The following is a 14,675-nucleotide window of genomic DNA, read 5'->3' on the forward strand; positions in this document are numbered from 1 at the left end:
TCGGTGCATCATTTTAGCGTTCTGCATATGCATATTCACTACTTTCAACATGTGCCTTTTGAAGGACTCAGCTGCATTGCCGGCTGGGCCAGCAGTCATCAGCACCAGGTAACCTATACCCGCTGGTATGAAAGCACCGACACTACCGCGCTTGCAACGGCGGACTGGCTCATCATCATGGGTGGACCCATGGGCGTGTATGAACAGGATCATCATCCGTGGATGACCACCGAAATAGCCCTTATCCGGGAAGCTATCCAACAAAATAAAAAAGTATTGGGCATCTGCCTGGGATCACAACTGATTGCGGCGGCTCTCGGCGCTAACGTATACCCGCATACGCAGCCGGAAATCGGCTGGTTCCCGCTGGACCTCACCTTCCAGGGTCAGGCAGCTCCACTGGAAACAGTGCTGCCCCATCATTTTAATACCTTTCATTTTCACGGCGATACCTTTGATGTGCCCGCAGGCGCTACCCGCTTTGCAGCCTCCGCAGCCTGCAGCCACCAGGCATTCATTTACGGCGACCGCGTAATTGGCCTCCAGTTCCATATGGAATTAACGGCAGAAAGTTTGCAGGAAATGATCCTGCACGGCGCCGGCGCCATTGCAGCCGGCGGGCCGTTTGTGCAAAATGAAGAAAAGATCCGCCAGCATATGAACCTGCTGACGCAAAACACTGAAACCATGTACCGCCTGCTGGATTATATGGCAGCGCTGTAAATAAAATATGATTGTATGACTGCTGCGTTTGATGTTTTGATTATCGGCGGAGGACCTATTGGTCTCGCTTGTGGGCTGGAAGCCAAAAGAGCGGGGTTAAGCTATATTATCCTTGAAAAAGGTTGTGTGGTGAATTCCCTGTACAACTACCCGTTGTACATGACTTTTTTCTCTACCTCTGAGCGGCTGGAAATTGGTAATGTTCCCTTTGTGTCCATCAACCCGAAACCTACCCGGCCGGAGGCGCTGGAATATTACAGAAGGGTGGCCACTTCGCATGAACTGAATATAAAACTGTTTGAAGAAGTGGAGCAGGTAACGCCTAACGCCGGCGAATATACGATTACTACCAGAAAAAGTGTTTATCATGCGCGGCATGTAGTAATTGCCACCGGCTTTTACGATATCCCCAACCTGCTGAACATACCCGGCGAAGAGCTTCCCAAAGTAACGCACTATTACAAAGATCCTCACTTCTACGCCACACAGGACGTAGTAGTGATAGGCGCCCATAACTCCGCCGTAGATGCCGCACTGGAAACTTACCGTAAAGGCGCCCGCGTAACAATGGTGATCCGCCAGGAAGACATTGGCTCCCGTGTAAAATACTGGGTACGCCCGGATATTGAAAACCGTATCAAAGAGGGCTCTGTCAAAGCATGGTTTAATTCATCGCTTACCGCCATCCGTGATAAAGAAGTGGATATTGCCACCCCCGATGGTCCTGTTACCATTGCCAATGATTTCGTTATCGCCATGACCGGCTACCAGCCTAATTTCAGCCTGCTGCAAAAGTCCGGTATTGCTTTATCGGATGATAAGCTCAAACTACCTGCGTATAATCCGGTAACGATGGAAACCAATATGCCGCGGATTTATTTAGCCGGCGTGGTTTGCGGCGGGATGAACACGCATGTGTGGTTTATTGAAAACTCGCGGGATCATGCGGAGAAGATTATGAAGCATATAAAAACGAATGCGTAGAGCAGCGCCTTCGGCGCTGGCGGATTTTGTCTTTCTCAGGATTAAACTGATTCAACTGATTTCGTTGATTTGATCACTTTTGATTTAAACTGATTTTGGGAGATATAAGCGAAAATATTCGTTTATATCTCCCAAAATCATTTATAAAATCCCAAAAATAAAATCAACGAAATCAGTTGAATCAGTTTAATCCTGAGAAAGACAAAATCCGCGGCGATCCTAAACAATATTCACCTCGCGCTCCAGCTCCACCCCAAACTTCTCTTTTACACTATCCATTACCTGCTGGGACAGGTGGTAAATTTCGCTTCCCTTTGCATGACCGTAATTCACCAGTACCAGCGCCTGCCTGGCGTGTACGCCGGCATCGCCGTTACGGTATCCTTTCCAGCCGCATTGTTCAATGAGCCAGCCGGCGGCCAGCTTGAAATGTTCATCTGCCACGGGGTAGGCTACCATAGCGGGGAACGCTGCGTGCAGTTGTTCATACACGGCTTTGGTAACGGTAGGGTTTTTAAAGAAACTACCTGCATTCCCTATTTCTGCGGGGTTGGGCAATTTGGAAGAACGGATGTTTATCACTGCCTGGCTGATGGCCTGGATAGAAAGCTCCTGCACATTCATACGCTGGAGTTCTTCATTGATAGCGCCGTAGCTGGTATTAAAATGCGGTTGTTTGCTTAACCGGTAAGTAACGGATAAAATAGCAAACTGGTTTTTATATTCTTTTTTGAAGATGCTTTCGCGGTAACCGAAATGACAATCGGCATTATTGAAAGTAACGATGCTGTGATCTTTCAGGTGCAGGGCTTCCAGTTCATAAAATACATCTTTTATTTCCACGCCATAGGCGCCGATATTCTGCATGGGGCTGGCGCCTACGTTACCTGGTATCAGGGAGAGGTTTTCAAGGCCGGCGAGGTTTTGCGCGATGCAGTGTTGCACAAACCCGTGCCAGTTCTCTCCTGCGCCTGCTTTCACATATACGTAGTCGTTATCTTCCCCGGTAACGGTGATGCCTTTGATTTCATTTTTCAGCAGCCAGCCGTTAAAATCCTGTGTGAACAGGATATTGCTGCCGCCGCCCAGGATCATCTGGGGCAGGCCATCCTGCTGTTGATGTTCTGTGAACGACTTCAGCTCTTCCGCGGAGGAAAAGGACGCGAAATAACGTGCAGTGGCGTTGATACCGAAAGTATTATATGATTTGAGCAGAACATTTTCTGATACCTGCATAATAACTTAAATTTATGGTCAGCAAAGATAGCCGCAAATCATTTAGAAATCATAAATCCTATAATCCAGTTTCATGAATAAAACGGCGATTGTAATAGGCGCAACAGGACTCACCGGCACCCACCTGGTGGCAGCCCTGCTGCACGACCCGGCCTTCAGTAAAGTGAAGGTACTGGTGCGGCGGCCCTGGGCGCATGCCAGGCCAAAACTGGAAAGCATCATTGTGGACTTTGAAGATGAAGAGAGCCTGGCGGCGGCGCTGCATGGGGACATTCTCTTTTGCTGTATCGGTACCACTATCAAAAAGGCCGGCAGCCAGGAACGTTTCAGGGCAGTGGATTATGATATTCCTGTGAAATGTGCCCGGATTGCAAAGGAACAGGGCGTCACCCAATTCCTGCTGATGTCTTCTGTCAGCGCCAATCCTAACTCCCGCAACTTTTATTTGCGTACAAAAGGAGCAACAGAAGAAGCCATTCAGAAAGTGGGTTTCCACAGCGTGAATATCTTCCGGCCTTCGGTGCTGATAGGTCAGCGTAAAGAATTCAGATTCGGCGAATGGATCGGCAGATATCTTATCCAGCTTTTTTATTTTTTATTACAGGGAAGATGGAAAAAATACCGGGGCATCAAAGCGGCAACCGTTGCCAATGCCATGATCATAGCAGCAAAGGAGAATGATGAAGGCGTGAGCATCTATGAATCGGATGCTATTCAGAGCATGGGCGAGTCGTGAAAATCCGGAATTTGAGTCTTATCTTTAACCCGTATGAAAAAATGGGTCCTTCTTCTGGCTGTTGCAGGTATTGCAATACTGCCGCTATCTATGCAGGCGCAGGTAAACAGCTACTTTCCTGAGATATGGAAAGATAATCCACAGCTGCATACCACTCCATCTACCGATGCTCCTTACACGATCGTGGATTACAGAATGGTCAGGGATTTTAATGTAAGTCCGCGTGATAAAGCACAAGCCACTTCGCACTATAAAACACTGTACAAAAATATAAAGGTAAACACACAGCGTGCGGCGGATAGCCTCACCCGCCTGGTAATGTCGATGGAACCCAGCGAAGCCTTGCGTGGCTTACGTATCCGGGTGATACATCCCGGTGGCACCGTGACCAGCCTGAACGAGCAGGTAAGGATGATTGAAATGGACCGCGAACGGAAAGCAATAGTGGCTAACAACCTCGTGCTGGAAGCCGGCTGTGAAATTGAGTATGAGCTGAGCCTGAAAGTACAGTACGATTACGCCGGCACCGACTACCTCCAGTCCGGCATTCCCTGCAACCAGCTTAGCTTTGTGCTGATAGCGCCAAAAACGCTTGATTTTATGGTGAAGCCCGGCGCCGGTTTACCCGCGTTGCAGGACAGTATTGCCGGTAACAACCACTACTACCAGTTAAGCATGCAGAATATGCCGGCGCTACCCAACAGCGACCTGTATTTTTACCTGCCGCAACTGAAACGGATTGATTTCGGATTGAAGCAGGCAATAGAAGGAAAAGATACCGTACGTATGACCTGGCAAAAGTTTGGGGAAGATAGTTATATCCCCTTTGTGGCGGTATCAAAAGCAGAATATAAGCAACTGGAAAAAGAATTGCAGAAGTGGCCTTTCCTGAAACAACGGATTCCAGTTCCGCAGATGATCTACCTGGTAGAACAATTTATCAAATCCAATTACCGGCTGGTAGAGCCTTCTGAAACCGGCGAAACGGTGGATATCATTTCCATTATCCGTAATAAGCAGGCAGAGAAAGCAGGGTTTACCCGTTTGATGAATGCCGTGTATTATATGCTGAATATTCCCACGCAGATATTGTTCACCACTTCCCGCGACAGTTTACTGATGGACAGCCAGCTGGTGTACCGGCAGCTGCCCACCAATGTATTGCTGTACTTCCCCGGATTGCAACAGGCATTGGCGCCAACGGAAACGAATACACGTTTTCCGTGTTACCCCTCATTGTGGACCGGTATTCCTGCATTGCGCTGCCGTGATACGCTGGTGGCGGGAGAAAGCAAAGTGCTGACCGATTTTATTCAAACGCCGGCGCCGCCGTATACCCTGAGTAACATTACCACCGAGGCTACGCTCCGGTCGGTAACAGATCCTACCTGGGATGTAAAGCAATCTTTTGGCGGCTACCCTGCATCTAACCTGAAAACAGCCTTTGGCGGTACCGGCAGCACACCGGAAGGCCGGCTGCAGGTATATAATGCCATCCTTCCGTTTGAACCGGGTATCAGGAAACCCACGGAAGTGAAAGCAGAAAACGAAGTGTTTAATAACCGCACCCTGGATAAACCTGTGTTGCTGAGCAGTACGTTACTTACCACATCTTCCGTAGAAAATAAAAATAACAGCATTGTTATCCACGTTGGTCCTTTACTGGGTGGTAATATACCAGTGGATATCCCGCTTCCGCCGGGCGATCTGCCGGTCCAGATTACTTTTCCTTATTACCAGGAAAGGCGCGTGATCATTCCTCTGCCGGCGGGTTATAAAGTAGCGAACAAGGAAGATTTTTCGGCAGAAATAAATGATAAAGGAGCTGATCCTGCGTTGGGTTTTAAAATGCGGTGTGAGCAGGACGGCAATCAACTGCGCATTTTTGTACTGGAGTGGTATAAAAAAACAGATTTCTCCGGAAGCAGTAAAGCCGTATTCGGGCAGTTGCTGGAAAGGATCCATACGCTTCAGCAGCAGGACCTGGTACTGGTGAAAGAATAAATTCTACACCCCGTCTACATCCGGAATGATCACTACGGAACGGAATCTTTTTTCCGTTTTCAGTTGAATAATGAACTCCTGCAATACCCTTTTGATATGGGTGATCAGCCTGGCTTCACGCGGCAGTTTGATCAGCATTTCCTGCAAATAGTTATTGCGCACTCTTGCTACCAGCGGAGCTGCCGGTCCTACCAGTTGTGCGCCGATATGCGGCTGCAGCCAGCTGGCCAGGATCTGTGCGGCCTGTTCTGCTGTTTGCTGGTTTTTATGCCGGATGGTGAGTTTCAGTAAACGGAAAAAGGGCGGGTACCCAAATACCTGCCGTTCAGCAATTTCTGCTTCAAACATGGCTTTATAATCGTGCGCCATTACATAATGCAATACCGGGTGCCGGGTGTTGCTGGCCTGGATCAGTACTTTTCCCAGGCCGTTTTTACGGCCGGCGCGGCCACTAACCTGTTCCATCATCTGGAAGGCTCTTTCGTTCACCCTGAAGTCGGGGAAGCCCAGGAGATTATCGGCACTCAGGATCCCTACCAGGTTTACGTTTTCAAAGTCCAGCCCCTTTACCACCATCTGTGTGCCCACGAGAATATCTATACTGCGGTCTTCCAGCAGTTGAATAAGTTTGTTGTGGCTGTCTTTGTTCCTCACGGTATCCACATCCATACGGGCTATGCGGGCTTCCGGGAAGGCTACCTGGAGGTCGTCTTCTATTTTCTCGGTACCAAAACTTTTTGGTTCAATAGTTTGCGAGCCGCAGGCGGCGCAGGTATGTACATATGGATATCTTGTGCCGCAATAGTGGCAGTGCAGCTTATCCTGGTTTTTGTGATAGGTGAGAGATACATCACATTGTTTGCAATGCGGGATCCATCCGCAGGTGGTGCATAACAGGAAAGGCGCGTAACCGCGGCGGTTCTGGAACAGGATTACCTGTTTGCCCTCTGCCATACTTTGTGTGATGGCAACTTTCAGGGCGGAGGTAAAATGGCCGTCCATTGTTTTCTCCGCCATTTCTTTTTTGATATCCACTATTTCTATGGCGGGCATTTCCACGCCGCCATAGCGTTCATTCAGTTCAACAAGTCCATATTTTCCCTGTTGGGCGTTAAAATACGATTCCAGGGACGGCGTGGCAGAGCCGAGCAGCACTTTAGCTTTAAAGAGGCCGGCATAATAAATAGCCGCATCCCTTGCGTGGTAGCGCGGGGCAGGGTCCTGCTGTTTATAGGAGGCATCGTGCTCTTCATCAAGGATGATGAGGCCCAGGTCGCGGAAAGGCAGCAACAGGCTGGAACGGGCGCCCAGTATAATTTGCAGCTCCCCGGTTTTTACCTTGTTCCATATTTCCACGCGTTCGTTGTTATTGAACCGGGAGTGGTAGATGCCGATGCTGGCGCCAAAATGTTTCTGCAGGCGGCGGATGATCTGCGTGGTGAGTCCTATTTCGGGCAGCAGGTACAGCACCTGTTTGCCGGTGGCCAGGCACGCTTCCATCATCTTCACATATACCTGTGTTTTACCACTGGAGGTAACGCCGTGAAGCAGGGTTACCTGTTTATCTTTAAAGTGTGTTTGTACTTCTGCGAGGGCCGTTTCCTGTGCGGGGCTCAGGTCAAAATCGATCTGCGTATCTACCTTACCGGTAGGAATACGGTCTACCGTACGTTTCTCCACCCAGAGGATGTTTTTATCTACCAGTCCTTTTAGCTGGGCGGTAGTAGCGCCGGATTTTTTCAGCAGTTCTTTTTGCAGTACAACGCCCTGTGTTTTCAGCAGGTGAAGATAAGCGAGCAGCAGTTCCATCTGCTTGGGTGCGCGGCCCATATCATTGAACAATGCGGCCAGTTGTTCTTCTTCCTGGTAATCTGCATGTAATTGCACATAATTCTCCTGTTTCTCCCGGTATACTTCTTTCAATTCTTCATAAACCAGCAGTACTTTTTTCTCTATCAGTGTTTTGATAACAGAGTATACTTCAGATTTATCGAGAATCATCTGTACTTCTTCAATCCGCAGTTCTTTACGGATGAGCAGTGCTTCCGCAATGAGATATTCATCATCGCTGAGGGAAGTAAAGTCGTCGCCGAAGGCATCGTTGAAGAGCAGCAGCGTTTCGCTGGAAAGCTTGAGATGGGCGGGCAGTGCGGCATTCAGCACTTCTCCTTCCGTGCACATATAATAAGCGGCTACCCAGGTCCAGAAGGCTAACTGGGTAGGATATACGATAGGCTCGGCATCCAGCATATCCAGCAGTGGCTTGGTTTTATACAGGGGGGCCTGTTCGTGAATGGCTTTCACGATACCGGCGTATTTCTTTTGTTTTCCCAGCTGTACAGCTACCCGGCTTCCTACCTTCAGGGTGGACATATTTTCAGGAACCGCGTAAGTATAATTTTTTGGTAACGCCAATGGCAATATTACATCTGCGTACTTCATCCTATTGGCTGCAGGGTTGGATATTTGTGATACTTGCGTAATTCGGTGTCCATTGCATCAAACACCTGTTGTTTAAGGGTATTGATATCATCGAGTGTCATTCCTGTTACGGGTATTGGCGGCAGGAATACCACGCGGCATTTGCCGGGGGAGATGTGCATAGGTCCTTTATGTGGTAAGCGGTGGCCTGCATCGAGGTACAGTACCGGCTTAATTGGTTTTTGCAATTCGATGGCCATCCGGAACGCGCCGTTGTGAAAGGGGCGTAACGGCTGATCGGTGTCGTTGGTGGTGCCTTCCGGGAATACGAGGATGGAGATGCCGGCTTTGAGGGCGGTCATCATTTCCCGTACGCTGCGGGCCCTGGCGGCTGCGCTGGAGCGGTCCACCGGTACCACAGAATTTTTATAGATAAAACCGAAGAAAGGAATTTTAGACATTTCTACTTTTCCCAGCGGGCGGAAAGGGAGGCGCATTACTTTTACGGCGATGGCAGCATCGAGGTAAGAGCGGTGATTTACCACATAGATGCAGGGCTCGTTGTCGCGCTCACATAAATATTTACGGGTTACCCACATGCCAACCAGCGGGAACCAGGTATGGGCCCAGAAGCGCAGGAAATAAAATATAATGTTACCTCCTTTCTGCCGGCCCAGTAAAGAGGCCAGGAAAATGGGCGGCAATATTAAAAACATGATGCCCAGGAAAGTGGCGGCGGCGTATATCACATAAATAACACGCAACGGTTTCAGTAAAAAATTCATAAACGCCTCGGAAGGTTTAATATGGCGGAAAACTACGAAGAAAATTACTAATTACGTGGAACCGGGCGCCGATTTAATCGCAGTGACAAACCCAGTCCTTATCCAGGTCGATGCAGGTAATTACTTTGGCGTTCTGTGAATCGCAGGGCGCAAAAACGATCCGCAGGTGCTGGCCTTCGCTGGAATAGCCTTCCAGGGCATAGGTTGGGCAGGGATGGTCTTCCGGGTTGGACTTTTCCGGGTTAATCTTACCTTCTGCCAGGATTTCCTCCACTTCGGCGGTTGTCACCTGACGGCAATCCATCCGACAAATGGCATGTTTGGTATATTCAAGATGGGCGTGCCGGTTAATAACTTCGCCGGCAATAGCGGGACTGTTAGAGTTGCTACGGGCTACCACGGGGCGGCTGCCTGTGGTAGGGGTTGTGGGCGCACTTTTCCACCACTTCTGCTGCCAGCCGGCAAGCAATAAGATGGATAACAGGAGAACGGGAAGGTACTTTTGCATTGATTTCATAAAAACAATAGAACGCCGCGCAAAATAGTCAAAAATTCCTTACCTGACTATGACATAAAAAGTTCCTACCTTTGCTTCCCTTTATGGAACAGGTAAAAACAGTAGCATTTCATACCCTCGGCTGTAAGCTGAATTTTTCAGAGACCTCCTCAATAAGCAGGTTGCTGGAACAGGATGGGTTTGTAAAAACGGATTTCGATGGAACAGCGGATGTATACGTGATCAACACCTGTTCTGTAACAGACAATGCCGATAAGGAGTGCCGTATGCTGGTACGCCGCATACAGCGCCGCGCACCGGGCAGCATGGTAGTAATTACCGGTTGCTATGCCCAGCTGAAACCCGCCGAAATTGCGGCTATTGAAGGGGTGGACCTGGTTCTGGGCGCCGCCGAAAAATTCAATATCGCCGAACACCTCAAAACACTCACCAAAGGAGACAGCGCTAAAATCTGCTCCTGCGATATCGACGAGGTAAATAGTTTCCATGCTTCCTATTCTCTTAACGACCGTACCCGCACTTTCCTGAAAGTACAGGACGGCTGTGATTATACCTGTGCCTTCTGTACCATTCCAATGGCCCGTGGCAAAAGCCGCAGCGACAGTGTTGCCAATGTGGTAAAGCATGCGCAGGACCTGGCCGCTACCGGTGTAAAGGAAATTGTACTCACCGGTGTAAACCTGGGTGATTTTGGTAAAGGCTTTGAAGGGGGTAAGAAAAGAGAAGAAACCTTTTTTGAACTGGCGCAGGAACTGGATAAAGTGGAAGGTATTTCCCGCTATCGCATTTCTTCTATAGAACCTAACCTGCTCACTAATGAGATCATTGAATTTGTGGCCAACAGCCGCAGGTTTATGCCTCATTTTCATATTCCGCTGCAAAGCGGCAGTAACGAAATCCTGGGGCTGATGCGCCGCCGTTACCGCCGTGAACTGTATGCAGAAAAAGTAGCCCTGATTAAACAATTTATGCCACACTGCGCCATCGGCGTGGATGTGATCGTAGGCTTCCCGTCTGAAAGCGATGCGCATTTCCGCGAAACCTACGACTTCCTGCATGAACTGGATGTATCTTATCTGCACGTATTCACCTACTCAGAACGCTCCAACACCAGTGCACTGGATATTAAACCGGTAGTACCTGTTCATATCAGGAACGAACGCAACAAAATGCTGCGTAACCTCAGCCACAAAAAACAGCAATACTTTAATGAACAACACCTCCATCAAACGAGGAAGGTGCTGTTTGAATCGCTGGGTAAAGATGGTATGATGGAAGGTTACACCGATAACTACATCAAAGTAACCACTCCTTTCCGCCAGGAATGGCACAACCAGCTGATCGACTGGGATCTCCGGTAATTATTTCGGGAAGCCGGGATCTGCTTTTACTTCCTGCAACTGCTGTGTATGCCGGTTGGTATGCGCTGCATCCAGCAACAATAACTGGTAAGCATCGATAGGCCCCAGCGCCGGATGATCCATGATGTGATCACGCATGACGTCTTTTGTGCTGGTTACATATTCAATCAGTTTATCCCGCTGGTCTGTGAAAGCTTTTATAGCTTCTGCATTGGAGGAATAGCTGTGTTTGGGAATACCGGCTTCAGACGCCTTTACTTTGTGGCTGCGGTCTTCCACATTCTTAATGAGTTGTTCATCGGTAATTTTGATATCCTTTCTTCTTTCAGGATTGGCGGGTTGCTGTACCATTTGCTGCTCCCCTTCCATGATAGCTTTTTCAATCTGCATGATGTGCTCCACGCACTCGATCACTGACCAGCGATCCGGCGCAGGCTTATATTCCAGTTGTGCATCGGTGAGTCCCTGTACATCCTTCAGGAGCTGATCTTTTGTTTGTTGCAGCTGGGTGATCAGGAGGGTTCTGTCTTCCCTGACGCTGGTACCAGGCCGGAAAGCAGTGACCGCAGAAAAGACAGCAATAGCGAGTAACAGCGCTAGTTTTTTCATCGTGGATAATATTTTAAGTGCCAGTAAATGGGGGGTAATAGTAAGTAAGAAGAAAGATAAGCAAGTAAGTTACGAAAAACCGATGATCTCCAGAAATTCCTCCCGGGTAATAAATCCTGCGCCCAGTGAGGCCAGGTGGTCGGTATGTACCTGGCAGTCGATCATTTCCAGCTCGTGTGCATAGGTTTGTACAAAAGTGATAAAAGCCGCTTTGGAAGCGTTGCTGACAGTAGCGAACATCGACTCCCCAAAAAAGAAAGGGCCTGTTTTAACACCGTAGAGGCCACCCACCAGCGCTTCATTCTGCCAGCATTCCACCGACATAGCGTAGCCTGCCTCGTGCAGCCGGATATAGGCCTCCTGCATTTCGCGGGTAATCCAGGTACCGGTTTGCCCTGCCCTGGGAATACTGCTGCAGCGGGCAATTACGCCTGCAAAATCTTCATTGAACGTAATCCGGAACTCTTTTTTGCGCAGCACCTGTTTCATGCTGGCGGATACTTTCAGTTCATCCGGAAATAATACGAAGCGGGGATCGGGGCTCCACCACTGGATAGGGGGCTCATCGTACCAGGGGAAGATACCGGAGCGGTAAGCAAGCAGCAATCTTTCTACAGACAGGTCACCACCCACGGCGAGTAATCCGTCCGGCTCGGAAAGCTGAACGGGTGGAAAAATCAGTTGCTTGTTAAGACGGAAAACGGACATATCAGGAATCAGCTGCCTGCCATTTCTTCAATAGTAACGCTTAATCCTCTCTCCTGCAGGGCTTCACACAGGGGGCGCAGTTTCAGGTATTCGCCCTGTTTTACGGCATACTTTCCATTAAAATGAATGATCAGCGCACACTGCTCTGCCTGTTCATGCGTATGACCGCATACCTCCATCAGTGAAGCAATGACCCAGTCGAATGTATTCACTTCATCATTCCAGACTACCAGGCTGAACGGAAACTGTTCATCTTCCGCCACCAGCACATCTACCTCTTCCTCTGGTAATCCTTTTGTACTTGTACGATCGCTCATCTTTAATAAAAGCTTTATGCAAAATTACATGGATTATTCGTTAATTTATCCATATTTAGCAGAGATCTGTTGATTTCAGGATACTTCCGAATTTAAAAAATGGTTATGATGAACGGACTGGTTTTATTGATGAATACGAATTTGCCGTTAAAAGATCCGGTGCCGATCTTTTCGCTGGTGTTGTTTATAATACTGCTGGCGCCTATCCTGTTACGTAAACTGCGGATACCGAGTATCATAGGGCTGATCATTGCCGGGATGCTGATCGGCGATCATGGTTTTAAAATTATACAGAAAGATAGTATCGATCTCTTTGCCAAAGCCGGGCTATTGTATATTATGTTCCTCGCTGGGTTGGAACTGGACATGACGGAATTCCGTAAGAACCGCTACCGGAGCATGATTTTCGGCGCCTTTACCTTCTTTATCCCCCTTACAATGGGGTTTGTGGTATGCACCTATGTACTGCAGTTTAATTTCATGGCCACGCTGCTGGTGTCCAGTATGTTTGCCACCCATACGCTGGTGGCTTATCCGCTGGCAAGCCGGCTGGGCATTACAAAAAATGAGGCCGTTACCGTAGCGGTGGGCGGTACCATTATTACCGACACGGCCGTACTGCTGATACTGGCCGTGATCACCGGTGCGCAGGCGGGCAACCTCAATACTTACTTCTGGGTACGGCTGGGCATTTCACTGGCCATTTTTGCCGCTATCATCCTCTGGCTGATGCCCATGCTTGGCCGCTGGTTTTTTAAGAAGATTAAGGACGATAAAACTTCGCATTTCATATTTGTGCTGGCGCTGGTATTTGCTTCCGCCTTCCTGGCCGAACTGGCAGGGGTAGAAGGTATTATCGGGGCATTCCTGGCCGGGCTGGCGCTGAACCAGCTGATCCCGCATACCTCACCGCTGATGAACCGGATTGAATTTGTGGGCAACGCTATTTTCATCCCGTTTTTCCTGATCAGCGTAGGCATGCTGGTAGACCTGCGGGTATTACTGAAGGGCCCTGAAGCCCTCATCATTGCCGGCGCGCTTACCCTGATGGCGCTTAGCAGCAAATGGCTGGCGGCCCTGTTCACACAACTGGTGTTTAAATACAGCGCCAACCAGCGCAAGGTGATCTTCGGACTCAGCAGCGCCCACGCTGCCGCTACCATTGCGGTAATACTCATCGGGTATAATATGCATATTGTAGATGAACATGTGCTGAATGGCACGGTGATCCTGATCCTCATTACCTGCCTGGTGGGCTCTTTTGTAACAGAAAATGCCGGCCGCCGGCTGGCCATACAGGAAGCAGAAGGCAAACCCGAAGCGGACGATCAGCCCGAACGCATACTGGTGCCGGTTTCCAACCCCGACCGTATTGAGGCCCTGCTGGACTTTGCAGTAATGATTAAAGACAGCAACGCCCCTACTCCTATTTATCCGCTGGCCGTGGTACAGGATAATGAAGAAGCAAAAGAAAAGATCCATCTCACCAATAAAATGCTGGAAAAAGCGGTGATACATGCTGCTGCCACGGAAAGCGCGGTGCAGGTGGTGACCCGCATAGACCTCAACGTTTCCGACGGTATTACGCGCGCCACAAAGGAACTGCTGATCAGCGATGTGATATTGGGCTGGACCGATAAAACAAGCACCACCGACCGCTGGCTGGGCAACATCTTCGGTACCACACTTGATAACGTATTACAACGGGTATGGGAAACCGTGTACGTGTGCAACTTCCACTCGCCACTCAATACCACTAAAAAAATGGTGCTGGTAATGCCGCCCAATGCGGAATACGAGCTGGGCTTCCTGCATTACATGCAGAAAATGTTTATGCTGGCCAAACAGGCCGGCGCCAGGTTACTGGTTTTCTGTAATGAGAAAACGCAAACCATCACCACTGCTTTTGCGGAGCAAACGAAAATGAGCGTGGACCTTAGTTTCCGCCAGTTTGACACCATCGAGGATTTCCTGATCCTTTCCAGGGAAATAACCAGGGACGACCTTGTGGTGGTGGTCACTGCCCGTAAAAGCACGCTTTCCTATCATGCCTATATGGATGGCATTCCCGCTAAACTGGAACGTCATTTTAAAGACAATAATGTAATCCTGCTGTATCCTGAACAAAGGGAGTTTGATTCACTGGAAGCGGGCCTTCAATCCGAAGATCTGACGCTGGCGCCTATACAGGAGCAAATTGCGAATCTGAATAAACTGGGTAAAGCGGTGAAACGGATATTCAAGAAATAATGGATAGCCCGTAACGGCTAAACG

Annotated in this window: 13 protein-coding genes; 6 read left to right on the forward strand and 7 right to left on the reverse strand. The window is 49.1% G+C overall.

The features are described 5' to 3' along the window. Positions 1-27 precede the first annotated feature (27 nt). Positions 28-723, forward strand: coding sequence for a type 1 glutamine amidotransferase (locus B5Z18_RS08895; RefSeq protein ID WP_079469012.1), 696 nt, complete (start codon positions 28-30; stop codon positions 721-723). Positions 724-738: 15 nt separating this feature from the next. Continuing rightward, complete coding sequence (locus B5Z18_RS08900) at positions 739-1,707, forward strand: YpdA family putative bacillithiol disulfide reductase (protein WP_079469013.1); 969 nt, start codon at positions 739-741, stop codon at positions 1,705-1,707. 219 nt (positions 1,708-1,926) lie between these two features. On the opposite strand, the gene murB is transcribed toward B5Z18_RS08900, so the two are convergent. Beyond that, complete coding sequence (gene murB / locus B5Z18_RS08905) at positions 1,927-2,943, reverse strand: UDP-N-acetylmuramate dehydrogenase (RefSeq protein WP_079469014.1); 1,017 nt, start codon at positions 2,941-2,943, stop codon at positions 1,927-1,929. A gap of 73 nt (positions 2,944-3,016) precedes the next feature. On the opposite strand from murB, the gene B5Z18_RS08910 reads away from it, so the two are divergent. Then, a complete protein-coding gene (locus B5Z18_RS08910; RefSeq protein WP_079469015.1) occupies positions 3,017-3,679 on the forward strand; it encodes an oxidoreductase in 663 nt (220 codons plus the stop codon). 33 nt (positions 3,680-3,712) lie between these two features. Continuing rightward, positions 3,713-5,683, forward strand: a complete 1,971-nt coding sequence (locus B5Z18_RS08915; protein WP_079469016.1) for a hypothetical protein — start codon at positions 3,713-3,715, stop codon at positions 5,681-5,683. Between the two features lie 3 nt (positions 5,684-5,686). Here B5Z18_RS08915 and priA read toward each other — a convergent pair whose 3' ends face one another. The 3 genes from priA to B5Z18_RS08930 all read right to left on the reverse strand — a co-directional run bounded on the left by priA (position 5,687) and on the right by B5Z18_RS08930 (position 9,397). Continuing rightward, positions 5,687-8,125 carry a replication restart helicase PriA gene (priA, locus tag B5Z18_RS08920; RefSeq protein ID WP_079469017.1) on the reverse strand — a complete coding sequence of 813 codons (2,439 nt, stop codon included), beginning with the start codon at positions 8,123-8,125 and terminating at the stop codon, positions 5,687-5,689. Continuing rightward, a complete protein-coding gene (locus tag B5Z18_RS08925; protein ID WP_079469018.1) occupies positions 8,122-8,889 on the reverse strand; it encodes a lysophospholipid acyltransferase family protein in 768 nt (255 codons plus the stop codon). Before B5Z18_RS08925 ends, priA begins: the two co-directional genes overlap by 4 nt. A gap of 73 nt (positions 8,890-8,962) precedes the next feature. Further along, on the reverse strand, positions 8,963-9,397 hold the full coding sequence (locus B5Z18_RS08930) for a DUF4258 domain-containing protein (RefSeq protein ID WP_159454240.1): 435 nt from the start codon (positions 9,395-9,397) through the stop codon (positions 8,963-8,965). Positions 9,398-9,489: 92 nt separating this feature from the next. Here B5Z18_RS08930 and mtaB point away from each other — a divergent pair, with 92 nt between their 5' ends. Next, positions 9,490-10,767 carry a tRNA (N(6)-L-threonylcarbamoyladenosine(37)-C(2))-methylthiotransferase MtaB gene (gene mtaB, locus B5Z18_RS08935; RefSeq protein ID WP_079469020.1) on the forward strand — a complete coding sequence of 426 codons (1,278 nt, stop codon included), beginning with the start codon at positions 9,490-9,492 and terminating at the stop codon, positions 10,765-10,767. Here mtaB and B5Z18_RS08940 read toward each other — a convergent pair whose 3' ends face one another. From B5Z18_RS08940 to B5Z18_RS08950, 3 genes are all read right to left on the reverse strand, one after another. After that, positions 10,768-11,376 (reverse strand): DinB family protein, encoded by a 609-nt coding sequence (locus B5Z18_RS08940; RefSeq protein WP_079469021.1) that lies wholly within the window; start codon positions 11,374-11,376, stop codon positions 10,768-10,770. Positions 11,377-11,445: 69 nt separating this feature from the next. Further along, positions 11,446-12,084 carry a leucyl/phenylalanyl-tRNA--protein transferase gene (gene aat, locus B5Z18_RS08945; RefSeq protein WP_079469022.1) on the reverse strand — a complete coding sequence of 213 codons (639 nt, stop codon included), beginning with the start codon at positions 12,082-12,084 and terminating at the stop codon, positions 11,446-11,448. Positions 12,085-12,092: 8 nt separating this feature from the next. Continuing rightward, a complete protein-coding gene (locus B5Z18_RS08950; RefSeq protein ID WP_079469023.1) occupies positions 12,093-12,401 on the reverse strand; it encodes an ATP-dependent Clp protease adaptor ClpS in 309 nt (102 codons plus the stop codon). A gap of 105 nt (positions 12,402-12,506) precedes the next feature. Between B5Z18_RS08950 and B5Z18_RS08955 the strand changes: the two genes are divergently transcribed. After that, positions 12,507-14,651, forward strand: a complete 2,145-nt coding sequence (locus B5Z18_RS08955) for a cation:proton antiporter (RefSeq protein WP_235015889.1) — start codon at positions 12,507-12,509, stop codon at positions 14,649-14,651. Positions 14,652-14,675 lie beyond the last annotated feature (24 nt).

The sequence above is a fragment of the Chitinophaga ginsengisegetis genome, from assembly GCF_900168065.1.
Taxonomy (GTDB): Bacteria; Bacteroidota; Bacteroidia; order Chitinophagales; family Chitinophagaceae; genus Chitinophaga; species Chitinophaga ginsengisegetis.

What these genes read in the sequence shown, in the direction of transcription:
- B5Z18_RS08895 (WP_079469012.1), top strand. Translation starts at nt 28, where the DNA reads ATGCATATTCACTACTTTCAACATGTGCCTTTTGAAGGACTCAGCTGC.
- B5Z18_RS08900 (WP_079469013.1), top strand. Translation starts at nt 739, where the DNA reads ATGACTGCTGCGTTTGATGTTTTGATTATCGGCGGAGGACCTATTGGT.
- murB (WP_079469014.1), bottom strand. Translation starts at nt 2,943, where the DNA reads ATGCAGGTATCAGAAAATGTTCTGCTCAAATCATATAATACTTTCGGT.
- B5Z18_RS08910 (WP_079469015.1), top strand. Translation starts at nt 3,017, where the DNA reads ATGAATAAAACGGCGATTGTAATAGGCGCAACAGGACTCACCGGCACC.
- B5Z18_RS08915 (WP_079469016.1), top strand. Translation starts at nt 3,713, where the DNA reads ATGAAAAAATGGGTCCTTCTTCTGGCTGTTGCAGGTATTGCAATACTG.
- priA (WP_079469017.1), bottom strand. Translation starts at nt 8,125, where the DNA reads ATGAAGTACGCAGATGTAATATTGCCATTGGCGTTACCAAAAAATTAT.
- B5Z18_RS08925 (WP_079469018.1), bottom strand. Translation starts at nt 8,889, where the DNA reads ATGAATTTTTTACTGAAACCGTTGCGTGTTATTTATGTGATATACGCC.
- B5Z18_RS08930 (WP_159454240.1), bottom strand. Translation starts at nt 9,397, where the DNA reads ATGCAAAAGTACCTTCCCGTTCTCCTGTTATCCATCTTATTGCTTGCC.
- mtaB (WP_079469020.1), top strand. Translation starts at nt 9,490, where the DNA reads ATGGAACAGGTAAAAACAGTAGCATTTCATACCCTCGGCTGTAAGCTG.
- B5Z18_RS08940 (WP_079469021.1), bottom strand. Translation starts at nt 11,376, where the DNA reads ATGAAAAAACTAGCGCTGTTACTCGCTATTGCTGTCTTTTCTGCGGTC.
- aat (WP_079469022.1), bottom strand. Translation starts at nt 12,084, where the DNA reads ATGTCCGTTTTCCGTCTTAACAAGCAACTGATTTTTCCACCCGTTCAG.
- B5Z18_RS08950 (WP_079469023.1), bottom strand. Translation starts at nt 12,401, where the DNA reads ATGAGCGATCGTACAAGTACAAAAGGATTACCAGAGGAAGAGGTAGAT.
- B5Z18_RS08955 (WP_235015889.1), top strand. Translation starts at nt 12,507, where the DNA reads ATGATGAACGGACTGGTTTTATTGATGAATACGAATTTGCCGTTAAAA.